The organism is Actinoplanes sp. NPDC049118, from assembly GCF_040648555.1.
Taxonomy (GTDB): Bacteria; Actinomycetota; Actinomycetes; order Mycobacteriales; family Micromonosporaceae; genus Actinoplanes.
Genome location: NZ_JBEZDY010000023.1, coordinates 69,366 through 96,341 on the forward strand (window position 1 = coordinate 69,366; position 26,976 = coordinate 96,341).

The window sequence follows — 26,976 nt, forward strand, 5'->3', positions numbered from 1 at the left end:
GCCCCCTTTTGCCTAATTTTGCGCCCGGTCGCCGTCGCGGCGCCGGGGAATCAGCCCAGAGCCTCGAACAGGTGGCCCATCCGGTCCCGCTTCGTCCGCAGGTAGCGCACGTTCTCCGGGTGCAGGCGCACCGGCAGCGCCTCGCGCCCGGTGATGGTCAGGCCGTAGCCCTCCAGCCCGGCCCGCTTCGCCGGGTTGTTGGTGAGCAGCCGCATCGAGCGCACGCCCAGCTCGTAGAGGATCTGCGCGCCGGTGCCGTAGTCGCGGGCGTCGGCGGGCAGGCCGAGCTCCAGGTTCGCGTCCACGGTGTCCAGGCCGCGGTCCTGCAACTGGTACGCCTGCAGCTTGTGCAGCAGGCCGATGCCGCGCCCCTCGTGCCCGCGCATGTAGAGCACGACACCGCGCCCCGCCTCGGCCACCCGCTCCAGGGCGGCGTCCAGCTGCGGCCCGCAGTCGCAGCGCACCGAACCGAAGACATCGCCGGTCAGGCACTCCGAGTGGACCCGGACCAGCACGTCCTCGCCGTCGCCGAGATCGCCGAAGACCAGGGCGACGTGCTCGGCCCCGTCCACGTCGCCGCGGTAGCCGAACGCGACGAAGTCGCCGTGCTCCGTCGGCAGCCGGGTCTCGACGACCCGCTCGACCTGCCGCTCGTGGCTCCGCCGGTACGCGATGAGGTCGGCGATGCTGATCAGCGCCAGATCGTGCTCGACGGCGAACTTCTCCAGGTCGGGCATCCGCATCATGGTGCCGTCGTCGTTGACCATCTCGCACAGCACGCCGGCCGGGCGCAGGCCGGCGAGCACCGACAGGTCGATCGCGGCCTCGGTGTGGCCGGGGCGGCGCAGCACCCCGCCGGCCTTGGCCCGCAGCGGCACGACGTGTCCCGGTCGCGACAGATCGGTCGGCTTGGTGTCGGCCGAGGCCAGCAGCCGGATCGTGTGCGCCCGGTCGGCGGCCGAGATGCCGGTGCTGACCCCCTCGCGGGCGTCGACCGTCACCGCGTACGCGGTGCCGCGCCGGTCCTGGTTGGTGTGGAACATCGGCGGCAGGTCGAGCCGGTCGGCCTCGTCCTCGGTCATCGGCACGCAGATGTAGCCGGAGGTGTACCGGACCATGAACGCCAGCAACTCGGCCGTGGCGTGCTCGGCCGCGAAGATCAGGTCGCCCTCGTTCTCGCGGTCCTCGTCGTCCACCACGATCACCGCGCGACCCGCGGCGATGTCCGCGATGGCCCGTTCGATGTCAGCCAACATGACGATCTCCCAGCATCTTCTCGACGTACTTGGCGATCACGTCGACCTCGAGGTTCACGGGGTCGCCGACGGACTTGGCACCGAGGACGGTGAGCTTGAGCGTGGTCGGGATGAGCCCGACGCTGAACGTGTCGGCGGTGACCTCCATGACGGTCAGCGAGACGCCGTCCACGGTGATCGAGCCCTTCTCCACCACGTAGCGGGCCAGCTCGGGCGGCAGCGAGAAACGCAGCACCTCCCACTCGTCGGCGGGCTCGCGGGCGATGACCGTGCCGACGCCGTCGACGTGGCCCTGCACGAGATGCCCGCCGAGCCGGCTGCCAACGGTCGCGGCGCGTTCCAGGTTGACCTGGCCGCCCGCCTTGAGCACGCCGAGCGAGGAACGCCGCAGGCTCTCCCCCATCACGTCGGCGGTGAAGACGCCGTCGACGTTGTCGATGACGGTCAGGCAGACGCCGTTGACCGAGATCGAGTCGCCGTGCCGGGCGTCGGACGTGACGACGGGCCCGCGTACGGCGATGACCGCCGAGTCGCCACCCGCGTCGGTGAGGTAGACGACCTCACCCAGTTCCTCGACGATGCCGGTGAACATCAGGAGTCCTTCCAATCCGTTTTCGGGTGGTGGGTGGGGAGGTCGGACGGCTTCTGCCGGAGCGACGCCGTGAATCGCAGGTCGGGACCGATCTGCGTGATGTCGGTGAGGTCCAGTTCCAGCGCCTCGGCGATGGTGGTGACGCCCGCCCCGACCAGCGACGGCTGGCCCGCGCCGAGCAGCTTCGGCGCGATGTAGCCGACGATCTTGTCGACCAGCCCGCCCGCGAGGAAGCCGCCCGCCAGGGTCGGGCCGCCCTCCAGCAGCACGGCGCGCACGCCGCGCAGGTACAGCTCGTTGAGCAGGGCGTCGAGGTCGACCCGGCCGTCCGGGCCGGCGCCGACCTCGGACGCCGTCGCGATCCAGGTCGGTGCGGCCTGGTCGCGGACCCGGGCCCCCGCCGGGGTACGCCCGGAGGAGTCCACGACGACCCGCCACGGCTGCTTGATCGCCAGGCTGCCGTCGCGCAGGTCGCGGACCGTCAGCTGGGGGTCGTCGGCGATGACCGTGCCGACGCCGGCGACGATCGCGTCGACGGTGCTGCGCAGCCGGTGCACGTCGCTGCGCGACGTCGGGGAGGTGATCCACTGGCTGGTGCCGTCGGCCGCCGCGGAGCGCCCGTCGAGGGTCGCCGCGTACTTCCAGGTCACGTACGGGCGGCCGCGGCGCACGGCGGTCAGCCACGCGACGTTGCCGTCCTCGGCCTCCTGGCGGCGTACCCCGGTCTCGACCCGGACCCCGGAGGCGCGCAGCGTTGCCGCGCCGCCGGCCGCGACCGGCGTCGGGTCGTCGACGGCGATGACCACCCGGGTGATCCCCGCGTTGATCAGCGCCTGGGCGCAGGGCCCGGTACGGCCGGTGTGGTTGCAGGGCTCCAGGGTGACGATCGCGGTGCCGCCGCGGGCCCGCTCGCCGGCCTGCGCCAGGGCGACTATCTCGGCGTGCGGCCCGCCGACGTACGCGTGGAAGCCCTCGCCGACGACCTCGCCGTCCGCGCTGAGCAACAGGCAGCCGACGACCGGGTTGGGGCTGGTCGTGCCGAGGCCCCGGGCGGCGAGGGCGATCGCGCGGCCCATCGCCTCGTCGTCGGTGACCATCTGCGTCCCTCTCCATGCGCGGTGCGGTCACGCGCTGAAGAGAGGGAGGATACGACGGAAACAGGACATGAGGGGACGCTTCGCGCCGCCCCGATGAGAGCACGCCGCAACGGGCCCCTCATCCTGCTCCGCGCGCTGTCTCCCATCCGGACTGTCTGACCGATCGGTCCCGAAAGGGGCCGTCCGATCAACCGTCGGCTCTGGAGTCTCACCAGATCCACCGTCCGTCTTGGTATCGACGTCCGGGTCGCGGGCTCAGCCCTGCCGGAGCAGGGCATTACCGCCGGTTCGGAATTTCACCGAGTCCCGCCAGCGCGTGGTGGGTCACCCATGAGTCTTACACGTGAATCCCGGGTTGCCACCCACTGGGCGACCCAGGTCACAAACCCATTCCCGCCGCCGACGGGTCCTCCGGATCCTCGGAGTCCGCGCGACGCCGGTCGATCGCCACGTACGAACCCGGCTGGCTCTTGGCCACCTTCTTCATCTCGGACGCCACCGCGACCACCTCCCGGGCGTCCTCGAACCGGCGGCCCTCGGCCGTGGCCTGCGCGACGCCGATCGAGAGGGTGACCAGGGCCGCGCGCTGCTTGTTGCCGCGCCGGTCGGGCACCTCGATGTAGCCGCGCCGGGCGTCCTCGGGGTCGTAGAGCTGGTCGGCGACGGTCTCGAAGTCGTTGACGGTCCGCTTGGTCAGCGGCAGGACCTGCTCGGGCGTGCAGATGAAGACGAAGTCGTCGCCGCCGATGTGGCCGAGGAAGACCGGCGGGCGCCCGGAGCCGGCGACGGCCCGGTGCAAGCTGCCGGCCAGGGCCGTGATGAACTCGTCGCCGCGGTCGAAGCCGTACACGTCGTTGACGCTCTTGAAGCGGTCGATGTCGATGTAGCCGACCGCGTAGTCCTTGCCGGTCTTCATCCGGTCCACGATCTCGCGCCGCACCCGGGCGTTGCCCGGCAGGCCGGTCAGCGGGGAGACCTCCCGGAACTCCTTGTTGCGCCGCAGCGTCGAGGAGACCCGGGCGATGAGCTCCGCGGTGTCGAACGGCTTGACCAGGTAGTCGTCCACGCCGGCGGTGAGACCGACGACCTTGTCGACGGTCATGCCCTTGGCGGTCAGCATGATCACCGGCAGCGCCGAGGTGAGCGGCTCGGCGCGCAGCCGGCGGGTCAGCTCGACGCCGTTCATGTTCGGCATCATCCAGTCGACCACCGCGAGATCGGGGCGGCGGGTCTCCATCACCTCGAGGGCGTGCTGGCCGTCACGGGCCCGCATCACCTCGAAACCGTGCACCTTGAGGTTGAAGGCCACGAAGCTGGCGATGTCCTCGTCGTCGTCGACGACGAGAATCAGGTCGGGCCGCTCCTCGGGCTCCGCCGCGGTCGCATCCACCTTGTGCCGCACCACCCCTGTGCTCATGCCGTCGCCTCCGCTGACGCTCCGGCGACGGCATGAGTCTCAAACTGAGCCGATGATTCGCTCGCAAGCTCGCTCATGCCGCCCCCTCCGCTGACGCTCCGGCGACGACATGAGTCAGACACTGAGCTGATGATTCGCTCGCAAGCTCGCTCATGCCATCACCTCCGCTGACGCTCCGCTCATCGGGCGGCCATCGCGCGTTCGGCCATGGCGCGCAGCTTGCGGCACGCCTCGGCGGGGTCGTCGGCGCCGTAGACGGCGGTGCCCGCGACGAACGCGTCGGCACCGGCCTCGGCGGCCTGCTCGATGGTGTCGGCGGCGATGCCGCCGTCGACCTCCAGGCGTACCTGAAGATCCTTGGCCTTGATCCGGCGGCGCACGTCGCGGACCTTGTCGAGCATCTCCGGCATGAACTTCTGCCCGCCGAAGCCCGCCTTGATCGTCATGATCAGCAGCGTGTCCACATAGGGCAGGAGCTCGAGGTACGGCTCGACCGGGGTGTCGCGGTCGATGGCGAGGCCCGCCTTGGCGCCCGCCGCGCGCAGCGTCTTGGCCAGCGCCACCGGATTGTCACAGGCCTCGGCGTGGAACGTCACGTTGTACGCACCCGCCTCCGCGTACCCGGGCGCCCAGCGCTCCGGGTCGTTGATCATGAGGTGCACGTCGAACGGGATGGTCGTGGCCTTGCGCAGACTCTGCACGACCGGCAGACCGATGGTCAGATTCGGGACGAAATGGTTGTCCATGACATCCACGTGCACCCAGTCCGCGGCGCCCTCGATCTCGTGCACCGAGTTGGCGAGGTGCGCGAAGTCCGCGGCCAGGATGCTGGGGGCGATGATCGGCGATGGCTCCACCGGTGCAGTGTATGGCCTGTTTGCCGTCGCCCGGGATACTCAGGGGGTTCCCCGGGGAGGCTGGCATGCGACGGACGGTGGCCCTGCTGGCGGTGCTGCTCGCCGCCGGCTGCTCGGCCACGCCCCCGCCCGGCACCGACGGTGACCTGGCCGACGACTGGGCCGCGCTGGGCACGCCGGCGCCGTTCCGCCCGGCGGTCGGCCAGTGTCACGAGGCCCTGGCCACGACCGCCCCGCTGGACGGCCACCGGCCGGTCGACTGTGCCGAACTGCACGTCTCCGAGACCTTCCACGTGGGCACCCCCGCGGACGCCGACGTGGCGCCGGCCCCGGGAACCCCGGGCGCGAAGGCGGCATACCGGGAATGCTCGGACGCCGCGACCGGCTTCCTCGGCGGGCCGTGGCGCGGCGCCCGGCTGGCGGTGCAGGTGGTGTGGCCGACCCGGGCCGGCTGGACGGGCGGCGCCCGCTGGTTCCGCTGCGACGTCACCACCGCGGACCTCGACGGGCGCAGCCGCACCAGCCGCACCGGCAGCCTGGCAGGCGAGCTGGCACACCCGTCGCCGCTGCGGCTGGCCTGCTTCGATCCCACGGTCGAGGGCGGAACGGTGACGGCGATGACCGCCGTGCCGTGCACCGGGAAGCACCGGGCCGAGTTCGCCGGCCTGTGGGACGCACCCGACATCTCGTACTCGAAGCTGGAGTCCGGCACCAGGCTCAGCGCGGCCGGCTGCCGCAGCACGATCGCCCGCTTCGCGGCGCTGCCGGACGACTCCGACCTGCAGTACCGCAGCGGCTGGATCTCGTACAACCCGACGCGTCCGGAGTGGCTGTCCGGCGAGCGCCGGGTCCGCTGCTTCATCTACTTCGCCGAGCGCACCTTCAGCCGCTCGCTCAGGAACGCCGGGCCCGGGGTCCTGCCGGTGCGATGAGCCCCACGGCCAGCCCTCGCCGTGCGCCCTCGCCGCCCGGGCCGGGAACTCCTCGCCCGGGCCGGTCCACCGTGGAGCGGTGACCCGCGAGAGCCCTGGTCAGGCAGCCGAGGTCACCGTCCGCAGCCCGGTGGAACAGCGTGGCACGTTCGGGGTCGAGAGCGATCTCCAGGCCGAGCGTGCCGGTAATACCCAATCCCGCCCCGATGACATCCATGCCCTCTCATACCGGACCTTGTTGACCCGAGAGGTCGACAAGGTCCGTCAGCTGGTGCGGCGCAGCACCGCCAGGAACATCGCGTCGGTGCCGTGCCGGTGCGGCCACAGCTGCACCGTCGGGCCGGGGCCGAGCTTGGGCATGCCCGGCGGCATCAGCGGCCGGGCGTCGACGAAGTCCACCTCGACGCCGCTGCGGCGGGCACCCTCGCTGACCGTCACCTGGGTCTCCACCATGTGCGGCGAGCAGGTCACGTAGGCGACCACGCCGCCGGGGCGTACCGCGCGCAGGGCCGCCACGAGCAGCTCCCGCTGCAGCCGGGTCAGCGGCGGCAGGTCGGCCGGCGTGCGCCGCCAGCGCGACTCGGGCCGCCGGCGCAGCGAGCCGAGGCCGGTGCAGGGCGCGTCGACCAGCACCCGGTCGAATCCCTCCTCCGGCAGGTCGGGGTCGCGCCCGACGGTACGGCCGTCGGTCGGCAGCACGGTCACCGGCAGCCCGCCCGTGGCCTGCTCGACCAGCCGGGCCCGGTGGTCGGCGACCTCGACGGCGGTGACCTCGGCACCGCGCAGCGCGGCGATCGAGCCGAGCAGACCGGCCTTGCCGCCCGGCCCGGCGCACAGGTCGAGCCAGCGGTCGTCCTGGCCCTCGAGCGGCGCGGCCAGCAGCGCCACGGCGACCAGCTGCGAGCCCTCGTCCTGGACGTGGGCGCGGCCGTCCCGGATGGCGGCCAGGTCGCCCGGCGAGCCGCCGCCGAGATAGACCGCGTACGGCGAGAACGCGCCGGGCACGCCGCCCACCTCGTCGGCCAGGTCGACGGCGTCGGCCCGGCCCGGCCGCGCGCACAGGTGCACGGTCGGCGGCTGGTTGTCCTCGATCAGCAGCCGGGCGGTGTCCTCCAGGTCGCCGCCGAGCGACTCCGCGAACGACCGGATGATCCACTCCGGATGATTGTGCACCACGGCGAGGTTGCCGACCGGATCCTCCGCGTAGCTCGGCGCGAGCTTGGTCAGCCAGTCGTCCAGGCTGGTCTCGGAGATCCCCCGCATGACCGCGTTGGCGAAGCCGGCCGCGCCGGGCGCGACCGAGCGCACCAGGTCGACGGTCTGATTCACCGCCGCGTGCGACGGCACCCGGGTGTAGAGCAACTGGTACGCACCCAGGCGCAGCGCGTCCCGCGCGGGCGGGTCGATGCGGGACACCTCCCGGCCGGCCGCGTCCGCGATGATCAGGTCGAGGGTGCCGAGCGTACGCAGGGTGCCGTAGGTCAGCTCCGTGGCGAACGCCGCGTCCCGGCCGTGCAGGCGCGACTCCCGCAGGATCTGGGAGAGGACCAGATTCGCGTACGCGTCGTCGCGCTGCACCGCCGCAATGGCCTCGTACGCGGCCTGCCGGGCCGGGTCGGACGGCGGGCGACCGGCGCGCGGGGCCCGACCGGAACGGGCGTCCCGGTTCTGCTCCCGGCCGGAGCCGGGGCCGCCGGGGCGTCGCGGACCGGCGTTGTGCGGCCGGTCGGCGCTGTGCCGGCGGTCGGCGCCGCGCGGCTGATCGGCTGGATTCGGAGTGGTCACAGCAGGGTCTCCCCCGGGTTGAGGCGCAGGCCACGCGCCCAGTCGGAGGCCGACATCGGCTTCTTGCCGGCGGCACGGACCTCGCCGAGGATCACCGGGGTGGTCGCCGTGCCCACCAGCACCTGGGTGCGCTCGACGAGCAACTCCCCGGGCGCGAGCGTGACGGCGGCGTTGGCGACCGGGCGGACCGGCCCCAGCTTGAGGCGCTCGTCGCGCAGGGTCGTCCACGCGCCGGGCGCCGGGGTGCAGGCGCGGATGCGCCGGTCGACGGCGAACGCCGGATCGTCCCAGCGGACCCGGGCATCCTCGACGGTGACCTTCGGCGCCATCGAGACGCCGTCGAGCGGCTGCGGGTGTGCCCGCGCGGTCCCCGCCTCGATCGCGTCGAGGACGGCGACGAGCAGGCCGGCGCCCTCGGTCGCCAGCCGGGCGAGCAGGTCGCCGGAGGTGTCCGCGGACCGGATCTGCTCGGTCAGGGTGCCGTAGACGGGACCGGTGTCCAGGCCGGCCTCGAGCTCGAACACGCTGGCCCCGGTCACCTCGTCGCCGTGCAGGACGGCGTGCTGCACGGGTGCGGCGCCACGCCAGGCGGGCAGCAGCGAGAAGTGCAGGTTGACCCAGCCGTGCCGGGGAATCTCCAGCGCGTCCGTCGGCACCAGGGCGCCGTACGCGACCACGGGCACGCAGTCCGGCGCGATCTCGCGCAGCCGCTCCTGGAACTCCGGCTCACGCGGACGCTGCGGCGTGAGAACCTCGATGCCGCGCTCATCGGCCCAGGCGCCGGCCGGGGAGCGCACCAGGCGGCGGCCCCGGCCCGCGGGGGCGTCGGGACGGGTCAGCACGGCCGCGATCTCGTGCGAGGACGCGGCGAGCGCGTCGAGCGAGGGCAGGGCGACCTCGGGGGTGCCGGCGAAGACGATACGCATCAGCTCACCGCCCCAGGCCGAAGATGCCGCGGCCGTGCGGGCTCGTCTTGACCGTCGGCGGGGCGCCGGCGTCGTACCAGTCGGCGGCACGGATCTGCTTCATCGCGTCCTTACGTGCGGCGGCGTCAAGCCGGTCCAGGAAGAGCACCCCGTCGAGGTGGTCGGTCTCGTGCTGCACACAGCGCGCCATCAGGCCGGTGCCGATCAGCTGAATCGGATCGCCGTGCTCGTTGAATCCCTGCGCGACGACGTTCTGCCGGCGCTTGGTGTCGACGTAGACGCCCGGGATGGACAGGCAGCCCTCCGGGCCGTCCTGCTCCTCCTCGTCGGGGAACGACAGCACCGGGTTTACGATGTGGCCGACCACGTCGTCGACGTCGAACGCGAACACCCGCAACCCCACGCCGAGCTGCGGGGCGGCCAGGCCGGCACCGCCCTCGTCCTGCATCGTCTCGATCAGGTCCTTGACGAGCCTGCGCAGTTCCTTGTCGAAGTCGATGACCGGGTCGGCCTGCGTGCGCAGCACCGGGTCGCCGAAGAGACGGATGGGCTGGACGGTCACGCGGTGCCACTCCTGACGATCGACTCACACTGCTGGTCGAGCCCTAGTCTACGGAGCCGGGAGAGACCGGCGGAGTCGCCCGTCCGCGCAGCGTAAGCCGGTCACAACGGACCGGCCGACCCGGCCACGACACGCCCCGAAACCCGCGACCGGCCGACCGGCCCAAGCACCCGACCCCGGCCGCCTAGACCAGCCGACCGAGCGTCCAAACGACCAGGCGAACGGCCAAGCGGCCGGGCGAGCAAGCGAGCGACCGGGGCTGGCAAGCGAGCCGGCGGGCAAGCCGGGCGGGCGAGCAGGCCGGGCAGGCGAGCAAGCCGGGCAGGCAGGCAAGCCGGGCAGGCAGGGCGGGCGGTGAGCGGCCGGGCCAGAATTTGAGCAGCGCCTCTGGCTTGGGGCATCTGTTTCGCTGTTCGGGATTCGTGCCCGCCAGGTGGGCGGATGGCTGCGACGCGTCGCGGGGCCGGAGCGGTGGCGGTTGCTGGGTCACCGCGGGAAAAGGTCGGGTCAGAGGAGCTCGGCCGGGTCTATCTGGATTCGGACCGGCAGGGCGGACTTCTTGGCGCTGCGGACAGCCGCGGCCTGGTGCAGGATCCGGGCCAGTTCGGCGGCTCGGCCGCGGGAGACGCGGAGGAGCATGCGTTCCTGGTCGTCCTGGGCCGGGACCGGACCGAGCAGTTCCACGTCGTCGGGCAGGCGGGCCGCGTCGAGGAATTCGGCAACGGCCTCCGCGGTGCCCGTCACGCTCGCCATCCGGGCCGCCGGGGGGAAGCCGAGCTCGCGGCGCTCGGCCAGCTCGCGCGCCGCGAACCAGCCCGGATCCCAGCGCAGCAGCGCCTGCACCGGCGCCAGCGAACCGTCCGCGACCACGACCACCCGGCCGCCGGCGGGCCCGGGCTTCGCCAAGGCCGCCGCCGACAGCCAGCGTCGCATGGTCTCCTCGGCGGCGCGCAGGTCCGCGCGGGACAGCAGCGCCCACGTGTCCAACAGCAGCACCGCGCCGTAGCCGCCCTCGGCAACGGGTTCGGCGCCCGGCGTCGCGACGACCAGGGCGGCCTCGCCGGGCACGGTGTCGAGAATCCCGTCGCGGCCGGACGTGCGCACCGGCACGCCGGGGAACGCGCGGCCCAGTTCCTCGGCGGTCCGTCGCGCACCGGTCACCGAGGCACGCAGCCGGCGCCCCCCGCAGGCCGGGCACGCATAGTCGGCGGCGGCGCGGCCGCACCAGTGGCAGGACGGAACGTCGCGCGAACCGGCCAGCCCGAGGGGGCCGGAGCAGTGCGGGCATCGCGCGGGCGTGCGGCACTCGGCGCAGGCCGTCGACGGCAGATAGCCACGGCGGGGCACCTGCACCAGGACGGGCGCGCCGGCCTGCAACGCACCGCGGGCCGCCTGCCAGCAGAGGCTGGGCAACCGCGCGGTGACCGCACCCGGATCGCGCGCCAGCTGCGGGTCGTCCCCGGTCGGCGCGATGGCCGGGCTCCGCGCCCGCAGGGTGTTCCGGCTCGCCACGATCTCCTTGGCCCACCCGGTCTCGAGGAGCAGCTGCGCCTCCCCGGTGCGGGCGAAGCCCCCGACGAGGGCTGCGCAGCCGACGAGCTGGGCCCGGGTGAGCAGCACATCGCGGGCGTGCGGATAGGGCGCCCTCGGCTCGGCGTGCAGGTCGTCACCGTCGTCCCAGATGACGACCAGCCCGATGTCGGCGACCGGCGCGAACATGGCCGCCCGCGTCCCGGCCACCACGGGCACCCGGTGCCGGCTGGCCGCCAGAAAGCGCCGGTACCGCTCGGCCGGGCCGGCCGCGGCGTTGAGTGCCACGTGCCGCCCGTCCCCGAGCACCTCGGTCAGCGCCCGATCCAGCCGCTCGAGGTCCCGGGCATCGGCCACGACGATGACCACGCCCCGCCCGCCCCTGACGGTGGCGGCGGCGGCCTCCGCGATCCGGGCCGGCCAGTCCTCACCGGGCAGCGCGGACCAGACGGCACGGGCGGCACGCCCCTGCTCGAGCGCGTGCAGATACGCGATCCCGGACGGATAGACACCCCACCCGTGCCGCGCCGCCGCGCCCACCGCACCCGGCTCGCCTGCCGAACCACCTGGACCCGCTACTCCCGCCGAATCCCCTGGACCCGCCGGACTCCCTGGACCCGCAGCGTCCACTGCACCCGCCGGACCTGCCGGACTCGCCATGCCCGCCGCATCCAGTGCACCCCCTGCAGAGCCTTGAGGGTGGGCAGGAACGACCGCTACCGCTCCCCCGACCGGTCCGGCTCCGACGGTCGCCGGATTCACGGCATGGGGGCTGGACTCGGCTGCGATAGGTCTGACGTCTTCCCGGCCGGCCGGCCGCACAGCTCCCGCCCGCACCGCCGACGGTGGGGCCGCTGTATCCGTGTCACCGACCGACAGCGGGAGTCCCCCACGAGTGTCATCCCCGGAAGAGTGGACGGCAGCCAGGCCATCGACTCGACGCAGGGACACCGAAGCATCGTCTTGCGGCCTGTTCCCAGCACTCCCGGCAACGGGCGCACCCCCGGCAACCGGCGTGTCCCCAGCAAGAGAGCAGCCCCCCGCGACCGGCGCGTCCCCAGCAACAGGCACACCGCTCGGGCCGTCGCGTTCGGGTGGGCTTTTCGGGGTCGGAGGCTTGGACTGGGACTCGACGCGGGCGTGGCGGGGTGGGACCGCCAGGCGCAGGACGTCCGAGAGGTTTCCGGCGTAGCGGTCGGCGACCGCCCGGGCCAGGCGGGCCACCTCCGGGTCCAGGACGCGCTCCGGCGAGACCACCTTGTCGAGGTATGCCAGCCGGCCGCCGTGCGGGCTCGACTCCGCCCGCTCCAGCAGGAAGCCGTTCACCAGCTGACCCGCAAAGCGGACCTTGACCCGCACCCCCGGCTGGGCCGCCTCGTCGTCCGCGGCCGCGACCAGGTAGTCGAAGGGACGGTCCAGGTGGGCCAGGGGCACCTCGACGCTCACCCGGGCGATCGGCAGGTGCTCCGCCGGCTCGCGGTCCGGTTTCGCCTTCGCCGCCCTCACCCGCACAGTCTCCCGCGCGGGTACGACATCTTCGGAAAACAGGACGGGTGCCTCGACCGGAGTCGGGGCACCCGTTCCTGGCGCTGGCAAGCTCAGGCCGCGGCGGACTTCAGGTCCTGGGCGCGGTCCGTGTTCTCCCAGAGCAGGTCGGGCAGCTCGCGGCCGAAGTGGCCGTATGCCGCCGTCTGCTGGTAGATCGGGCGCATCAGGTCGAGGTCGCGGATGATCGCGGCCGGGCGCAGGTCGAAGACCTCGTTGATGGCCTTCTCGATGCGCTCGACGGGGACGTTCTCGGTGCCGAACGTCTCGACGAACAGGCTGACCGGGTGCGCCTTGCCGATCGCGTACGCGACCTGCGTCTCGCAGCGCTCGGCGAGGCCCGCGGCGACGACGTTCTTGGCCACCCAGCGCATCGCGTACGCCGCCGAGCGGTCCACCTTGGACGGGTCCTTGCCGGAGAAGGCGCCGCCGCCGTGGCGGGCGTACCCGCCGTACGTGTCGACGATGATCTTGCGGCCGGTGAGGCCGGCGTCGCCCATCGGGCCGCCGATCTCGAAGCGGCCGGTCGGGTTGACCAGGAGCCGGTAGTTCTCGGTGTCCAGGCCGAGGCCCTCGAGCTCCGGGGCGATGACGTGCTCGCGGACGTCGGGGGTCAGCAGCGACTCGAGCGAGATGTCGGCGGCGTGCTGCGACGAGACGACCACGGTGTCGAGGCGGACCGGGCGCAGGCCGTCGTACTCGATGGTGACCTGGGTCTTGCCGTCCGGGCGCAGGTAGGGGATCGTGCCGTCCTTGCGCGCCGTGGAGAGCCGGCGGGCCAGGCGGTGCGCGAGGGCGATCGGCAGCGGCATGAGCTCCGGGGTCTCGGAGCAGGCGAAGCCGAACATCATGCCCTGGTCGCCGGCGCCCTGGGCGTCGAGGACGTGCTCGGAGTTGCCCTCGCGCAGCTCGACCGCGCTGTCGACGCCCTGGGCGATGTCGGGCGACTGCGAGCCGATCGAGACGCTGACGCCGCAGGAAGCGCCGTCGAAGCCCTTCTTGGACGAGTCGTAGCCGATGCCGAGGATCGTCTCGCGCACGATGCTCGGAATGTCCGCGTATGCCTGGGTGGTCACCTCGCCGGCGACGTGCACCTGGCCGGTCGTGATCAGCGTCTCCACCGCAACCCGGCTGCGGGGGTCCTGCGCCAGCAGCGCATCGAGAATGCCGTCGCTGATCTGGTCAGCGATCTTGTCCGGGTGGCCTTCCGTGACCGACTCGGAGGTGAACAGGCGGCGTGCCACGGTGCTCCTCAGATTTTTGTCGAAGTTTCGTTCGGCGGCAGTGTAGTCACCGCCGCTGGGGTTCCGCTGCTCCGGTCTCAGACCGTCCCAGCGTCGCCGACCTGGGGATCGAGGCGGCTCACCACCTGATCCCATATCGCATCGGCCACATCGTCTTTGGGGAGTTCCCCGAGCGCTGTCGTGCTTCCGTCAGCGCCGAGAATGGTGACCGTGTTGCGGTCCGCCCCGAAGACCAGGTCGACGCCCACCTCGTTAACGACGATCAGGTCGGCACGTTTCTTCACAAGTTTGCCTCGGGCGTTCTCCAGCACGTCGTGCGTCTCCGCGGCGAACGCCACCAGCAGCTGACCTGCGCGTTTGGCGGCGCCCAGTTCGGCGGCGATGTCCGGGTTCGTAACAAGTTCGATCGTGGGCACCGTACCCCCGTCCGTCTTTTTGATCTTCTTTTCGGCGACCGTCGCCGGCCGGAAGTCGGCCGGGGCGGCGGCCATGACCACGACGTCCGCGTCCGCGGCCGCCTCCACAGTGGCTTTACGCAGCTCCTCGGTCGTACCCGCGCGGACCACGTCGGCGCCGGCCGGATCGGGGAGGGTGACGTTCGCCGCAACGAGGGTGACGCGCGCCCCACGGGCGACCGCCGAGCGGGCCAGCGCGTAGCCCTGCAGGCCCGAGGAGCGGTTACCGATGAAGCGCACCGGGTCGAGCGGTTCACGGGTCCCACCTGCGGTGACGACGACGTGGCGGCCCGCAAGGTCGGTCTCGGCGGCGGCGCCGCGGCGCAGCACCCGCAGGGCGGCGGCGAAGATCTGGGCCGGGTCGGGAAGCCGGCCCTTGCCGGTGTCGGCGCCTGTGAGCCTGCCCACAGCCGGCTCGATCACGACCGCTCCGCGGGACCGCAGGGTCGCGACGTTCGCCTGGGTGGCCGGGTTCTCCCACATCTCGGTGTGCATCGCCGGCGCGTAGACGACCGGGCACGTCGCGGTCAGCAGCGTGTTGGTGAGCAGGTCGTCGGCGATGCCGTGCGCCGCCTTGGCCAGCATGTCGGCGGTGGCGGGCGCGACCACGACGAGGTCGGCCTGCCGGCCGACGCGCACGTGCGGCACCTCGTGCGCGTCGTCCCAGACCTCGGTGGACACGCTGCGGCCCGACAGCGCGGCCCAGGTGGGCGCCCCGACGAACTTCAGCGCCGAGGCCGTCGGCACGACGCGGACGCCGTGACCCGACTCGGTGAACAGCCGCAGCAGCTCACAGGCCTTGTAGGCGGCGATGCCGCCGCAGACGCCGAGCACGATCTCGGGCATGGGCACACTCCCCGGTAAATGAGAGAACCCGCGCCCGCAGAGCGGACGCGGGCGCAGGAAACGCTCGATCAGGGGTTGTCGGTCGCCTCGGCCGTGAGCAGGCCGGCGTTGATCTCGCGCATCGCGATCGACAGCGGCTTCTCCTGCGGCGTGGTCTCGACGAGCGGACCGACGTACTCCAGGAGGCCCTCACCGAGCTGGCTGTAGTAGGCGTTGACCTGGCGGGCGCGCTTGGCCGCGAAGATCACCAGCGAGTACTTCGACGAGGTCTTGTCGAGCAGCTCGTCGATCGGCGGGTTGGTGATGCCTTCGGGGTTGGCGATGGTTCCCACAGTGATTTACGTCCTTAATTCTCAGACACCGGGCTGCGGCTGAGCGGGAGTCAGAAACGACGAACCGAGCAATCCTACCAGCTCGTCGGCGGCCCGCTCGACGAAGTCGTTGACGACCGTGCGGTCGAATTCCTTCTCGGCCGCCAGCTCGTCGTCGGCGTGCAACAGGCGGCGGCGGATCGTCTCCTCGTCGTCCGTGCCGCGGCCGACCAGCCGGCGCTTGAGCTCCTCGACGCTGGGCGGGGCCAGGAAGACGAGCTGCGCGTCGGGCTTGGTGGCCCGCACCTGCCGGGCGCCCTGCAGGTCGATCTTCAACAGGACCGGGCGTCCCTGCGCCAGCCAGCCCTCGACCTGCGCCCGCGGCGTGCCGTAGAGGTTGCCGGCGAATTCGGCCCACTCGAGCAGCTGGCCGCCGTCGACCAGGCGCTGGAACTCCGAACGGGTGACGAAGTGGTAGTGCTCGCCGTCGGTCTCGTAGTCGCGCTTCTTGCGGGTGGTCACCGAGACCGACAGCTTGATCCATGGCGAGCGCGCCCGGATCAGCTCGATCACGCTGTCCTTGCCCACCCCCGAGGGGCCGGACAGGACGGTGAGTCGGGCCGCCGGGCGCGCGTCGTCATCCATGCTCACGGCTCATTCCTACACGAGCCGGTGAGTCAGTTCGCAGCGAACTCCCCCAGGAGGGCCTTACGCTGCTGCTCGCCGAGGCCACGAAGACGGCGGCTGTCGGCAATCTTGAGCTTCTCCATGATCTGGGTCGCCCGGATCTTGCCGATGCCCGGCAGCGCCTGAAGCACGGCCGAAACCTTCAGCTTGCCGACGACGTCATCGCCTTCCGCCCGGTCGAGCACGGCGGCGAGGGTGGTCTTGCCCTGCTTGAGCTGATCCTTCAGCTCGGCACGGGCCTTGCGAATCTCCGCAGCCTTCTCCAGCGCGGCTGCACGCTGCTCGGGGCTCAGTGACGGGAGCGGCACCAGTTCTCCTCAGGTCCCTATCGCACCGGTAGTCCAATACCGGCACTCTGTGAAACGTGGTGTGCCAGGGAACCAAAGGGGCATGTGGTTCCCGGCGCCGGGAAAACTAGCGGTCAACGGCGGTTTCGGCAACGTGGGGGTACCCCCCACCCGAGCGGGAGCAGGCCTGGTAAGCAGGCTGTTTCACCCGATCACGGCCCGGCAGGCGGCCGCGGCGCGGTCCGCCGCGGACCGCAACGACGTCACGTCGGGTCCCGCTTCGAGAACCTCGCGTGAGTACGAAGGCAGCACGTTCCGCAGGCTTTCGCCGAAGATTCCGCGCAGGTCCGAGGGGCTCCCGCCCTGCGCGCCGAGGCCCGGAGCGAGCAGCGCGCCGTTCACCTTCGACAGGTCGTGGCCCGTCTCGCCGATCGTCGCGCCGACCACCAGCCCGACGCTACCGAGCGGGTCCGCACCCGCGTTGAGCTGGGAAATCTCGTCGATCACGGCCTGCGCGACGGTCCGGCCGCCGGCGCCGACGGCGTGCTGGACGGCCGGGCCCTCCGGGTTCGAGGTGAGCGCCAGGACGAAAACGCCGCCGCCGTGCGCGGCCGCCATGTCGAAAGCGGGGCGCAACGAGCCGACGCCGAGATAGGGACTCACAGTAATCGCGTCGGCACACAGCGAACTCTCCGGATCGAGGTAGGCGCTCGCGTACGCGGCCATCGTCGAGCCGATGTCGCCGCGTTTCACATCGAGCAGCACGAGTGCCCCGGCCTGCCGTGACTGTCGGATAATTGACTCAAGGACGGCGATGCCACGTGACCCAAATCTCTCGAAGAAGGCCGACTGCGGCTTGAGTACGGCGACCCGATCGGCCAGTGCTTCGACAACCGTATGGGCGAAGCGTTCCAGGCCGGCGACGTCGTCCGAGAGGCCCCACCGGGCGAGCAGGGCGGCGTGCGGATCGATGCCGACACAGAGCGGCCCCCGGGCCCGGGTGGCGCGGTGCAGGCGGCTTCCGAAGGTCTCCATAGGGGGCGTTATCCCTTTCGTGTCAGGTGGCGGACACCGCGGCGGCGATTCCTCGGGTAATGCGGGCGACGTCGGCGTCGTCCGTGACGAACGGCGGCATCGTGTAGATCAGGTCCCGGAACGGCCGCAGCCACACCCCGGCGTCGACCGCGGCGGCCGTGGCCCGGGGCACGTCGACCTGCCGATCGAGCTGCACGACGCCGATCGCACCCAGGACGCGGACGTCAGCGACCCCGGCAACGCCCCGCAGCGGCTCCAGACCGGCACGGAGGCCGCCGGAGATACGCCGGACCTGCCCCGGCCAGTCCTGGGCCCGGAGAAGGCCGATGGAGGCGTTCGCGACCGCGCAGGCGAGCGGGTTGCCCATGAAGGTCGGGCCGTGCGCCAGGCCGCCCGCGTCGCCGGCGGAGACGGCGTGCGCGACCTGAGAGGTGCAGAGCGTCGCGGCCAGGGTCAGATATCCACCGGTGAGGGCCTTGCCGAGACACATGATGTCGGGGGTCACCCCGGCGTGGTGCGCGGCGAACAGCTCACCGGTACGGCCGAAGCCCGTCGCGATCTCGTCGAAGATCAGCAGGACCCCGTGCGCCGCGGTGACCTCGCGCAGCACCCGCAGGTACTCCGGATGGTGGAACCGCATCCCGCCCGCGCCCTGCACGACCGGCTCGACGATGACGGCGGCGAGCTCGTCCGCGTGCCGGGCGACGAGATCGGCCAGCTCCGCCGCGTACCCCTCGTCGTAGTCGACGGGCGGCGCGTCGGCGAAGACCTGTGCCGGCAGCACGCCGGTCCAGAGCCGGTGCATGCCGCCGTCCGGGTCGCAGACGCTCATCGGATGGAACGTGTCGCCGTGGTAGCCGCCGCGCCAGGTGGCCAGGCGCCGCCGCCCCGGGAATCCCCGGGCGAGCTGGGCCTGCAGGGCCATCTTGACCGCGACCTCGACCCCGACCGAGCCGGAGTCGCAGAGGAAGACGTGCTCGAGGCCGTCCGGGGTCAGCTCGACCAGGGTGGTGGCCAGCTCGACCGCGGGCGCGTGGGTGAGCCCGCCGAACATGACGTGGCTCATCCTGCGCGACTGCTCGACGAGCGCGGCGTCGAGCACGGGGTGCCGGTAGCCGTGTATGGCCGCCCACCAGGACGACATGCCGTCTACCAGCTCGCGCCCGCCGGCCAGCCGCAGCCGCACGCCCTCGGCGCTCTCCACGACATACGGCTCGCTGCGCCCGGGCATCGGAGCGTACGGGTGCCAGACGTGCGCCCGGTCCAACGCCAGGAGGCCGGGCGGGTCGCTCACGGCCGGGCCTTCTCCCCGGCCTGCGCGCAGGCCCTGGCCGCGCCCCTGACCAGGGCCGGCCCGCGGTAGATGAAGCCCGTGTAGAGCTGGACCAGGCTCGCGCCGGCGTCCAGCATCCGGGCCGCGTCGTCCGGCTCGAAGATGCCGCCGACGCCGATGATCGGCAGGCGCCCGCCGGTCTCGGCGTGCACGAAACGGACGACCTCGCGGGACCGCTCGGTCAGCGGCCGGCCGGACAGGCCGCCGGCCTGCTCCGCCAGCGGCCGGTCGGCCGCGGCCAGGCCGTCGCGGGCCAGCGTGGTGTTGGTCGCGATCACCCCGGCCGCCCCGTACGCGAGGCAGACCTCGAGCAGCTCGGCGATGGCCTCGTCGGTCAGGTCCGGGGCGATCTTCACCAGCACCGGCACCCGGCCGACCAGCGCGCCGAGCAGGGCGCCCAGCGCGTCCTTGTCCTGCAGCGTGCGCAGCCCCGGCGTGTTCGGCGACGACACATTGACCGCGATGTAGTCCGCGTACGGGTGCAGCAGGTTGTAGGACGCCAGGTAGTCCTCGACCGCCTGGTCCAGCGGCGTGGCCTTGGACTTGCCGAGCGAGATCCCCAGCGGCACGTCCAGCGGCCCCAGCGCCTGCAGGCGGGACGCGAGCGCGGCCGCGCCCGCGTTGTTGAAGCCCATCCGGTTGATCACGGCCTCGCTGTCGCGCAGCCGGAACAGCCGGGGCCGGTCGTTGCCCGGTTGCGCCCGCGCGGTGACCGTGCCGACCTCCACGAAGCCGAAGCCCAGCGCCGGCCAGGCCGGCAGGGCGACGCCGTTCTTGTCCATGCCGGCCGCCAGCCCGACCGCGTTGGGGAAGCGCACCCCGAACGCCTCGACCGGCGCCTGCACCGCGTAGCGGCGGTGCAGCAGGGCCCGCGAGCGGGCACCCAGCGAGGCCAGGCGCGCCAGCGTGAACTCGTGCGCCTTCTCCGCGTCGCCGCCGCCCAGCCGGAACAGGACCGGCCGGACGGCGCCGGTGAACAGGCTCACTCGCTCTCCCGGAGCATGGCGTGCAGCTCCTGCAGCGGGCGGACCGTCATGTCGCCGCGCATCAGGGCCTCGATGCCCATCACCGCCGCGGCCGCGCCCGGCACCGTGGTGATGCTCGGGATGTCGTGGATGACGGCTGCGCTGCGGATCTCGTAGCCGTCGGAGCGGGCGCTCGCGCCCGAGCCCTGCGGCGTGTTGATGATCAGGGCGATCTCGCCGGTGCCGATGAGCGCGACCGCGTTGCGGCCCGGGCTCTCGAAGTGCTTGGGGACGATCTCGCACTCGATGCCGTGCCGGCGCAGCACCTCGCCGGTGCCGGCGGTGGTGACGATCGTGAAGCCGAGGTCCGCGAGCCGCTTGACCGGGAAGATCATCGAGCGCTTGTCGCGGTTGGCCACCGAGACGAAGATCTTGCCGCTGGTCGGCAGCGAGCCGTACGCGGCCGCCTGCGACTTGGCGAACGCCGGGCCGAAGGCGGGGTCGATGCCCATGACCTCGCCCGTCGACTTCATCTCCGGGCCGAGCAGGCTGTCGACGCCCTTGCCCGCCGGCGTGCGGAACCGCTTGAACGGCAGCACCGCCTCCTTGACCGCGATCGGCGCGTTCGGCGGGGTCTCACCGCCGTCGCGGCTGCGCAGCAGCAGGCCCTCCGCGCGCAGCTCCGCGATGGTGGCGCCGAGCATGATCCGGGCGGCCGCCTTGGCCAGCGGGACCGCCGTGGCCTTGGAGACGAACGGCACGGTCCGCGACGCCCGCGGGTTCGCCTCGAGGACGTACAGGGTGTCGTCCTTGAGCGCGTACTGGACGTTGAGCAGGCCGCGGACGCCGACGCCGCGGGCGATCGCCTCGGTGTAGCGGCGCACCTCGGCCAGGTGCGAGCCGGCGAGGGTCACCGGCGGCAGCGAGCAGGACGAGTCGCCGGAGTGGATGCCGGCCTCCTCGATGTGCTCCATCACCCCGCCGAGGTACACCTCGCCGGTGGCGTCGCAGAGCGCGTCGACGTCGATCTCGATCGCGTCGTCCAGGAAGCGGTCGACCAGCACCGGGTGGTCCGGCGAGATCTCGGTGGCCCGGGCGATGTAGTCGGCGAGCGTCGGCTCGTCGTAGACGATCTCCATGCCGCGGCCGCCGAGCACGTAGGACGGCCGGACCAGCACCGGGTACCCGATCTCGTCGGCGATCGCCTTGGCCTCGTCGAAGGAGGTGGCCGTGCCGTGCTCGGGCGAGCGCAGCCCGGCCCGGGCGAGCACCGAGCCGAACGCGCCGCGGTCCTCGGCCAGGTCGATCGACTCGGGCGAGGTGCCCACGATCGGCACACCGGCGGCCTTGAGCCGCTTGGCGAGGCTGAGCGGGGTCTGCCCGCCGAGCTGGACGATCACGCCGATCACGCCGGGGCCGCCGGCGGCCTTGCCGGACGTGTCCTCGGAGTGGAAGACCTCGAGGACGTCCTCGAAGGTGAGCGGCTCGAAGTAGAGCCGGTCGGCGGTGTCGTAGTCGGTGGAGACCGTCTCCGGGTTGCAGTTGACCATGACGGTCTCGAAGCCGGAGCCGCCCGGGCCGGCTCCGCCGGCAAATCCCGTAGTAGGAGCAGAACGCAGCGCCATGACCGCGTGCACGCACGAGTAGTCGAACTCGATGCCCTGGCCGATCCGGTTCGGGCCGGATCCCAGGATCATCACCTTGGGCCGGTCCGACGGCGCGACCTCGGTCTCCTCGTCGTACGTGGAGTAGTGGTACGGCGTGTTCGCGGCGAACTCCGCGGCGCAGGTGTCGACGGTCTTGTAGACCGGCCGCACGCCGAGGCGGTGGCGCAGGGTCCGCACGCCGTCCTCGCCGGCCAGCTCGGGACGCAGCGCCGCGAGCTGGCGGTCGGAGAGCCCGGAGCGCTTGGCCCGCCGCAGCAGCGCCTCGTCGAGCACCGGCGCGTCCAGGATCTCCCGGCGCAGCTCGACAAGCGCCGCGATCTCGTCCAGGAACCACGGGTCGATGCCGCCGCTGGCCTCGTGCACCTGCTCGACGCTCGCGCCGAGGCGCAGCGCCGCCTCGACGGTGTAGAGCCGCCCGTCGTGCGGCACGCGCATCGCCTCGAGCGCCTCGTCCGCGGTCGCGAACGTCGGCGAGGTCCAGAAGCCCGCCGCCTTGGTCTCCATCGAGCGCATCGCCTTGTTGAGCGCCTCGGCGAAGTTGCGGCCCAGGCTCATCGCCTCGCCGACCGACTTCATCGTGGTGGTCAGCTCGGGGTCGGCGCCGGGGAACTTCTCGAACGCGAACCGCGGGATCTTCACGACCACGTAGTCCAGCGCCGGCTCGAACGCGGCCGGCGTCTTGAGCGTGATGTCGTTCGGGATCTCGTCGAGGGTGTAGCCGATGGCGAGCTTCGCGGCGATCTTCGCGATCGGGAAGCCGGTGGCCTTCGACGCCAGCGCCGAGGAGCGCGACACCCGCGGGTTCATCTCGATGACGACGAGCCGGCCGTCGCGCGGGTTGATCGCGAACTGGATGTTGCAGCCGCCGGTGTCGACGCCGACCTCGCGCAGCACGGCGATGCCGAGGTCGCGCAGCTTCTGGTACTCGCGGTCGGTCAGGGTCATCGCGGGCGCGACGGTGACGCTGTCGCCGGTGTGCACGCCCATCGGGTCGACGTTCTCGATCGAGCAGACGACCACGACGTTGTCGTGCTTGTCGCGCATCAGCTCGAGCTCGTACTCCTTCCAGCCGAGCACGCTCTCCTCGATGAGCACCTCGTGCACCGGCGAGGCGGCCAGGCCGGAGCCGGCGATGCGCTCCAGGTCCTCCGTGGTGTGCGCCATCCCGGAGCCGAGGCCGCCCATCGTGAACGACGGGCGGATGACGACCGGCAGGCCGAGCTCGGCGACGGTCGCGTGCACGTCGTCCATCGAGTGGCAGACCCGCGAGCGCGGCGTCTCGCCGCCGGCGCGGGCGACGATGTCCTTGAAGAGCTGGCGGTCCTCGCCCTTGCGGATGGCGTCGATGTTGGCGCCGATCAGCTCGACGCCGTACTTCTCCAGGACGCCGTTCTCGTGCAGGGCGACCGCCGTGTTCAGCGCGGTCTGCCCGCCGAGGGTCGGCAGGATCGCGTCGGGGCGTTCCCGGGCGATGACCAGCTCGACGAACTCCGGGGTGATCGGCTCGACGTAGGTCGCGTCGGCGAACTCCGGGTCGGTCATGATCGTCGCCGGGTTGGAGTTGACAAGCGAGACGCGCAGCCCCTCGGCGCGCAGCACCCGGCACGCCTGGGTGCCGGAGTAGTCGAACTCGCAGGCCTGGCCGATGACGATCGGCCCGGAGCCGATCACCATCACGTGCTGGAGATCAGTGCGCTTGGGCATCAGGCATCCACCTTCTCGACGAGCTCGACGAAGCGGTCGAACAGGTAGTCCGCGTCATGCGGGCCTGCGGCCGCCTCGGGGTGGTACTGGACCGTGAATGCGGGCACATCCAGGGCCCGCAGCCCTTCGACCACGTTGTCGTTGAGGCAGACGTGCGAGACCTCGACCCGGCCGAACTCGGTGTCGATGCTTCCGTCGAGCGGTGCGTCGACCGCGAAGCCGTGGTTGTGCGAGGTCACCTCGACCTTGCCGGTGGTCTTGTCGAGCACCGGCTGGTTGATGCCGCGGTGGCCGTAGCCCAGCTTGTAGGTGCCGAAGCCGAGCGCCCGGCCCAGGATCTGGCTGCCGAAGCAGATGCCGAACAGCGGCATCCGGCGGCGCAGCACCTCCCGCGCGAGGGCCACCGGGGCGTCGGCGGTCGCCGGGTCGCCGGGGCCGGGCGACAGGAACACCGCGTCGGGGCCGACCGCGAGCAGGTCCTCGATCGTGGACGACGCCGGGAAGACGTGCGTGGTGACGCCACGCTCGGCGAGGCGCCGCGAGACGTTGCGCTTGATGCCCAGGTCCAGGGCGGCGACCGTGTAGCGGTGCTCGCCGACCGCCTCGACGGTGTAGCGCGCGGCCGTGGTGACCTCGGCGGAGAGGTCGGCGCCGGCCATCTGCGGCTGGGCGAGCACGCGCGCCGCGAGCGAGGCCGGGTCGAGATCGACCGTCGAGACGCCGACCCGCATCGCGCCGCGCTCCCGCAGGTGCCGGGTCAGCGCGCGGGTGTCGATGCCGCTGATGCCGACGACACCCTCGGCCGCCAGCCGCTCACCCAGGTCGCCGGTCGCGCGCCAGTTCGAGGGCCGCCGGGCCGGGTCGCGGACCACGTAGCCGGCGACCCAGATGCGGTCGGACTCGTCGTCCTCGGCGTTGACGCCGGTGTTGCCGATCTGCGGCGCGGTCTGCACCACGACCTGCCGGTGGTACGACGGGTCGGTCAGCGTCTCCTGGTAGCCGGTCATGCCGGTGGTGAAGACCGCCTCGCCGAAGGTCTCGCCCTCGGCGCCGTAGGAGGTGCCGCGGAAGGTGCGCCCGTCCTCGAGCACGAGAATCGCTGGTTTCACTTGGTGGCCTTCCCATCCAGGACTGTCGGCTCTCCCCGGAGGAAGGTCGCGACGATGCGACCCGGCAGGGTGGTGCCCGCGTACGGAGTGTTGCGGCTGCGGCTCGCCAGCCCGGCCGGGTCGACGACCCGCCGGGCGGACGGGTCCACCAGCGTCAGGTTGGCCGGCGAGCCGGCCGAGAGATCGGTGCCGTGCCCGGTCAGCCCGGCGATGCGGGCCGGCGCGCGGGACATCCGCTCGGCGATCAGGTCCCACTGCTCGCCCAGCACGGAGAGCACGACGGGAAGGGCCGTCTCGAGACCGACCATCCCCGGGCGGGCGTAGGCCCACTCGCACTCCTTGTCCTCGACGGCGTGCGGCGCGTGGTCGGTGGCCACGATGTCGATCACGCCGTCGACCAGCGCCTGGCGCAGCGCCCGGACGTCGGAGGCGGTGCGCAGCGGCGGGTTGACCTTGTAGACCGGGTCGTAGCTGGCGGCCAGCTCGTCCGTCAGGAGCAGGTGGTGCGGCGTCACCTCGGCCGTCACCCGGACGCCGCGCGCCTTGGCTTGGCGCAGCACCTCGACCGAGCCGGCGGTGGAGACGTGGCAGACGTGCAGGCGGCTGCCGACGTGCTCCGCCAGGAGCACGTCGCGGGCGATGATCGCCTCCTCGGCGACCGCGGGCCAGCCGGTCAGGCCCAGCCGGGTGGAGACCTCGCCCTCGTGCATCTGCGCGCCCTCGGTGAGCCGCGGCTCCTCGGCGTGCTGGGCGATGATGCCGTCGAACGCCTTGACGTACTCCAGGGCGCGGCGCATCAGGCGGGGGTCGGCGACGCAGAACCCGTCGTCGGAGAAGATCCGCACGTTCGCCGCCGAGGTGGCCATCGCGCCGAGCTCGGCGAGCTGCCTGCCGGCCAGCCCGACGGTGACCGCGCCGATCGGCTGCACGTCGACCAGGCCGGCCTCGCGGCCGAGGCGCCAGACCTGCTCGACCACGCCGGCGGTGTCGGCGACGGGCGAGGTGTTGGCCATCGCGAAGACCGCCGTGTAGCCGCCGAGCGCGGCTGACCGCGAGCCGGTCTCGACGGTCTCGGCGTCCTCGCGGCCGGGCTCGCGCAGGTGGGTGTGCAGGTCGACGAGGCCGGGGAGCGCGACCAGGCCGTCGGCGTCGATCACCTCGGCACCGTCGGCGGATCCGGAGGCGATCACCCCGTCCCGGATCAGCAGGTCGGCCGGCTCACCGCCGAGCAGACGGACACCCTTGAGCACGTACGCGGTCATGCCTTGCCTCCGAGTAGCAGGTAGAGAACCGCCATCCGCGCGCTGACGCCGTTGGCGACCTGTTCGACGATCGTGGAGCGGGTCGAGTCCGCCACCTCGGGCGCGATCTCCATGCCCCGGTTCATCGGCCCGGGGTGCATGACGATGGCGTGCTCCGGCAGCTTCCGCATGCGTGAGACGTCGAGGCCGTAGCGGCGGGAGTACTCGCGGGCGGAGGGGAAGAAGGAGTCCTGCATCCGCTCGGTCTGCACCCGCAGCATCATCACGACGTCCGCGCCGGGCAGGACGCTGTCGAGGTCGTACGACACCTTCGTCGCGGGCGACAGCGCCGCGGCGATGTCCACCGGGATCAGCGTCGGCGGGCCGACCAGGGTGATGCTGGCGCCCAGCGTGGTGAGCAGCAGGACGTTGGAACGGGCGACCCGGCTGTGCAGCACGTCGCCGACGATCGCGACGTTGAGACCTTCGAGCGTCCCGAGCCGCGACCGCATCGTGTACGCGTCCAGCAGCGCCTGCGTCGGGTGCTCGTGCGTGCCGTCGCCGGCGTTGATCACCGAACCGTCCACCCAGGAGGCCAGCCGGTGCGGGGCGCCGCTGGCCGGGTGCCGGATGACGACCGCGTCGGCGCCCATCGCCTGCAGGGTCAGCGCGGTGTCCTTGAGGCTCTCGCCCTTCGAGACGCTCGAGCCCTTGGCGGAAAAGTTGATGACGTCCGCGGAGAGCCGCTTCGCCGCAGCCTCGAAGGAGATCCGGGTGCGGGTGGAGTCCTCGTAGAAGAGGTTGACGACCGTGCGGCCCCGCAGGGTCGGCAGCTTCTTGACCTCGCGGCCGGCCAGGGCGGCCATCTCGCCGGCGGTGTCGAGGATCAGGGTGGCCGTCTCGGCGTCCAGGTCGGCGGCCGAGCGCAGATGCTTGATCATCGGGAAACCTCGGATCCGGAGAAGAGCTTGACCTCGTCCACGCCGTCGTCGGTCTCGGAGAGCGAGACCCGCACGCTCTCGGTCAGCGCGGTGGGGATGTTCTTGCCGACGTAGTCGGCGCGGATCGGCAGCTCCCGGTGTCCACGGTCGACCAGCACGGCGAGCTGCACGGAGCTGGGCCGGCCGACGTCGCCGAGCGCGTCGAGGGCGGCCCGGACCGTACGGCCGGAGAAGAGCACGTCGTCGACGAGGATCACCCGGCGGCCGTCGAGGCCGCCGCCCGGGATCTCGGTCTTGCCGAGCGCGCGGGTCGCGTGCAGCCGCAGGTCGTCGCGGTAGAGCGTGATGTCGAGCGCGCCGACCGGCACGTCTATGCCCTCGAAGGCGTGTATCCGGGCGGCCAGGCGGCGGGCCAGCGGCACGCCGCGGGTCGGGATGCCGAGAAGCACGGTGCCGGTCGCGCCGGAGGTCTTCTCGAGAATCTGGTGCGCGATCCGGTCGACGACCCGATGCAGGTCCGACCCGGAAAGAATGATCTTCGCGGAGCCCTGCTGGGCCGGGGTGTCGGCACGTGGATGCGCCACGGCGGACCTCCTTCCCCGCCTCACTGGACGGGTCGTTAAAGGATGTCGGTCAGGTGGCCCGAAGGGGG

22 protein-coding genes, 2 pseudogenes and 1 riboswitch are annotated in these 26,976 nt (G+C 72.3%); of the genes and pseudogenes, 1 reads left to right on the top strand and 23 read right to left on the bottom strand.

Annotation, left to right across the window (positions count from 1 at the left end; genetic code table 11):
• Positions 1-50 precede the first annotated feature (50 nt).
• The 5 genes from AB0B58_RS31035 to rpe form a co-directional block, all read right to left on the bottom strand.
• The gene (locus AB0B58_RS31035; RefSeq protein WP_360230745.1) at positions 51-1,256 is read right to left on the bottom strand and encodes a bifunctional 3,4-dihydroxy-2-butanone-4-phosphate synthase/GTP cyclohydrolase II; all 1,206 of its coding nucleotides are present in this window, start codon (positions 1,254-1,256) and stop codon (positions 51-53) included.
• Positions 1,246-1,848, bottom strand: coding sequence for a riboflavin synthase (locus AB0B58_RS31040; RefSeq protein ID WP_360230747.1), 603 nt, complete (start codon positions 1,846-1,848; stop codon positions 1,246-1,248). Before AB0B58_RS31040 ends, AB0B58_RS31035 begins: the two co-directional genes overlap by 11 nt.
• Positions 1,848-2,945 carry a bifunctional diaminohydroxyphosphoribosylaminopyrimidine deaminase/5-amino-6-(5-phosphoribosylamino)uracil reductase RibD gene (gene ribD / locus AB0B58_RS31045; protein WP_360230749.1) on the bottom strand — a complete coding sequence of 366 codons (1,098 nt, stop codon included), beginning with the start codon at positions 2,943-2,945 and terminating at the stop codon, positions 1,848-1,850. The genes AB0B58_RS31040 and ribD overlap by 1 nt, the downstream gene beginning before the upstream one ends.
• A gap of 130 nt (positions 2,946-3,075) precedes the next feature.
• Positions 3,076-3,263, bottom strand: a riboswitch (FMN riboswitch).
• Between the two features lie 61 nt (positions 3,264-3,324).
• Entirely contained in the window at positions 3,325-4,362 is a 1,038-nt protein-coding gene (locus tag AB0B58_RS31050) for a response regulator (RefSeq protein ID WP_360230751.1), read from the bottom strand.
• 179 nt (positions 4,363-4,541) lie between these two features.
• Positions 4,542-5,219, bottom strand: a complete 678-nt coding sequence (gene rpe, locus AB0B58_RS31055) for a ribulose-phosphate 3-epimerase (protein ID WP_360230753.1) — start codon at positions 5,217-5,219, stop codon at positions 4,542-4,544.
• 65 nt (positions 5,220-5,284) lie between these two features.
• Between rpe and AB0B58_RS31060 the strand changes: the two genes are divergently transcribed.
• Positions 5,285-6,151 (top strand): septum formation family protein, encoded by an 867-nt coding sequence (locus tag AB0B58_RS31060; RefSeq protein WP_360230755.1) that lies wholly within the window; start codon positions 5,285-5,287, stop codon positions 6,149-6,151.
• Positions 6,152-6,415: 264 nt separating this feature from the next.
• Here the strand turns inward: AB0B58_RS31060 and AB0B58_RS31065 are convergent, their stop codons facing one another.
• The 18 genes and pseudogenes from AB0B58_RS31065 to pyrR all read right to left on the bottom strand — a co-directional run bounded on the left by AB0B58_RS31065 (position 6,416) and on the right by pyrR (position 26,908).
• Positions 6,416-7,936, bottom strand: coding sequence for a transcription antitermination factor NusB (locus AB0B58_RS31065; RefSeq protein ID WP_360230757.1), 1,521 nt, complete (start codon positions 7,934-7,936; stop codon positions 6,416-6,418).
• Positions 7,933-8,862: a methionyl-tRNA formyltransferase gene (fmt, locus tag AB0B58_RS31070; protein WP_360230759.1), complete on the bottom strand. Its 930-nt coding sequence runs from the start codon at positions 8,860-8,862 to the stop codon at positions 7,933-7,935. The genes AB0B58_RS31065 and fmt overlap by 4 nt, the downstream gene beginning before the upstream one ends.
• 4 nt (positions 8,863-8,866) lie before the next feature.
• Entirely contained in the window at positions 8,867-9,424 is a 558-nt protein-coding gene (gene def, locus AB0B58_RS31075) for a peptide deformylase (protein WP_360230761.1), read from the bottom strand.
• Positions 9,425-9,931: 507 nt separating this feature from the next.
• Positions 9,932-11,473, bottom strand: a pseudogene (locus tag AB0B58_RS31080) (primosomal protein N'); the annotation flags it as partial.
• A gap of 609 nt (positions 11,474-12,082) precedes the next feature.
• Positions 12,083-12,400 (bottom strand): annotated as a pseudogene (locus AB0B58_RS31085) (primosomal protein N'); the annotation flags it as partial.
• A gap of 152 nt (positions 12,401-12,552) precedes the next feature.
• Complete coding sequence (metK, locus tag AB0B58_RS31090) at positions 12,553-13,743, bottom strand: methionine adenosyltransferase (RefSeq protein WP_360230763.1); 1,191 nt, start codon at positions 13,741-13,743, stop codon at positions 12,553-12,555.
• A 77-nt stretch (positions 13,744-13,820) separates the two neighbouring features.
• Positions 13,821-15,044, bottom strand: a complete 1,224-nt coding sequence (gene coaBC / locus AB0B58_RS31095; protein WP_360230765.1) for a bifunctional phosphopantothenoylcysteine decarboxylase/phosphopantothenate--cysteine ligase CoaBC — start codon at positions 15,042-15,044, stop codon at positions 13,821-13,823.
• Between the two features lie 68 nt (positions 15,045-15,112).
• Positions 15,113-15,376 (bottom strand): DNA-directed RNA polymerase subunit omega, encoded by a 264-nt coding sequence (rpoZ, locus tag AB0B58_RS31100; protein WP_015623990.1) that lies wholly within the window; start codon positions 15,374-15,376, stop codon positions 15,113-15,115.
• 21 nt (positions 15,377-15,397) lie between these two features.
• Positions 15,398-16,000 carry a guanylate kinase gene (gene gmk / locus AB0B58_RS31105; protein WP_360230767.1) on the bottom strand — a complete coding sequence of 201 codons (603 nt, stop codon included), beginning with the start codon at positions 15,998-16,000 and terminating at the stop codon, positions 15,398-15,400.
• Positions 16,001-16,032: 32 nt separating this feature from the next.
• The gene (mihF, locus tag AB0B58_RS31110; RefSeq protein WP_023560715.1) at positions 16,033-16,350 is read right to left on the bottom strand and encodes an integration host factor, actinobacterial type; all 318 of its coding nucleotides are present in this window, start codon (positions 16,348-16,350) and stop codon (positions 16,033-16,035) included.
• Positions 16,351-16,533: 183 nt separating this feature from the next.
• Positions 16,534-17,364, bottom strand: coding sequence for an orotidine-5'-phosphate decarboxylase (gene pyrF / locus AB0B58_RS31115; protein WP_360230770.1), 831 nt, complete (start codon positions 17,362-17,364; stop codon positions 16,534-16,536).
• Positions 17,365-17,386: 22 nt separating this feature from the next.
• Entirely contained in the window at positions 17,387-18,658 is a 1,272-nt protein-coding gene (locus tag AB0B58_RS31120; protein ID WP_360230772.1) for an adenosylmethionine--8-amino-7-oxononanoate transaminase, read from the bottom strand.
• Positions 18,655-19,683: a quinone-dependent dihydroorotate dehydrogenase gene (locus AB0B58_RS31125; RefSeq protein ID WP_360230774.1), complete on the bottom strand. Its 1,029-nt coding sequence runs from the start codon at positions 19,681-19,683 to the stop codon at positions 18,655-18,657. Before AB0B58_RS31125 ends, AB0B58_RS31120 begins: the two co-directional genes overlap by 4 nt.
• Positions 19,680-23,033, bottom strand: coding sequence for a carbamoyl-phosphate synthase large subunit (carB, locus tag AB0B58_RS31130; RefSeq protein WP_360230776.1), 3,354 nt, complete (start codon positions 23,031-23,033; stop codon positions 19,680-19,682). The genes AB0B58_RS31125 and carB overlap by 4 nt, the downstream gene beginning before the upstream one ends.
• Positions 23,033-24,142 (bottom strand): glutamine-hydrolyzing carbamoyl-phosphate synthase small subunit, encoded by a 1,110-nt coding sequence (gene carA, locus AB0B58_RS31135; protein ID WP_360230778.1) that lies wholly within the window; start codon positions 24,140-24,142, stop codon positions 23,033-23,035. Before carA ends, carB begins: the two co-directional genes overlap by 1 nt.
• On the bottom strand, positions 24,139-25,404 hold the full coding sequence (locus tag AB0B58_RS31140; RefSeq protein ID WP_360230780.1) for a dihydroorotase: 1,266 nt from the start codon (positions 25,402-25,404) through the stop codon (positions 24,139-24,141). Before AB0B58_RS31140 ends, carA begins: the two co-directional genes overlap by 4 nt.
• On the bottom strand, positions 25,401-26,324 hold the full coding sequence (locus AB0B58_RS31145; RefSeq protein ID WP_360230782.1) for an aspartate carbamoyltransferase catalytic subunit: 924 nt from the start codon (positions 26,322-26,324) through the stop codon (positions 25,401-25,403). Before AB0B58_RS31145 ends, AB0B58_RS31140 begins: the two co-directional genes overlap by 4 nt.
• Positions 26,321-26,908: a bifunctional pyr operon transcriptional regulator/uracil phosphoribosyltransferase PyrR gene (gene pyrR, locus AB0B58_RS31150; RefSeq protein ID WP_360230784.1), complete on the bottom strand. Its 588-nt coding sequence runs from the start codon at positions 26,906-26,908 to the stop codon at positions 26,321-26,323. Before pyrR ends, AB0B58_RS31145 begins: the two co-directional genes overlap by 4 nt.
• Positions 26,909-26,976: the final 68 nt, after the last annotated feature.

Coding starts and splice junctions, on each gene's coding strand:
- AB0B58_RS31035 (WP_360230745.1), bottom strand. CDS start 1,256: ATGTTGGCTGACATCGAACGGGCCATCGCGGACATCGCCGCGGGTCGC.
- AB0B58_RS31040 (WP_360230747.1), bottom strand. CDS start 1,848: ATGTTCACCGGCATCGTCGAGGAACTGGGTGAGGTCGTCTACCTCACC.
- ribD (WP_360230749.1), bottom strand. CDS start 2,945: ATGGTCACCGACGACGAGGCGATGGGCCGCGCGATCGCCCTCGCCGCC.
- AB0B58_RS31050 (WP_360230751.1), bottom strand. CDS start 4,362: ATGAGCACAGGGGTGGTGCGGCACAAGGTGGATGCGACCGCGGCGGAG.
- AB0B58_RS31060 (WP_360230755.1), top strand. CDS start 5,285: ATGCGACGGACGGTGGCCCTGCTGGCGGTGCTGCTCGCCGCCGGCTGC.
- fmt (WP_360230759.1), bottom strand. CDS start 8,862: ATGCGTATCGTCTTCGCCGGCACCCCCGAGGTCGCCCTGCCCTCGCTC.
- coaBC (WP_360230765.1), bottom strand. CDS start 15,044: ATGCCCGAGATCGTGCTCGGCGTCTGCGGCGGCATCGCCGCCTACAAG.
- gmk (WP_360230767.1), bottom strand. CDS start 16,000: ATGGATGACGACGCGCGCCCGGCGGCCCGACTCACCGTCCTGTCCGGC.
- pyrF (WP_360230770.1), bottom strand. CDS start 17,364: ATGGAGACCTTCGGAAGCCGCCTGCACCGCGCCACCCGGGCCCGGGGG.
- carB (WP_360230776.1), bottom strand. CDS start 23,033: ATGCCCAAGCGCACTGATCTCCAGCACGTGATGGTGATCGGCTCCGGG.
- AB0B58_RS31140 (WP_360230780.1), bottom strand. CDS start 25,404: ATGACCGCGTACGTGCTCAAGGGTGTCCGTCTGCTCGGCGGTGAGCCG.
- AB0B58_RS31145 (WP_360230782.1), bottom strand. CDS start 26,324: ATGATCAAGCATCTGCGCTCGGCCGCCGACCTGGACGCCGAGACGGCC.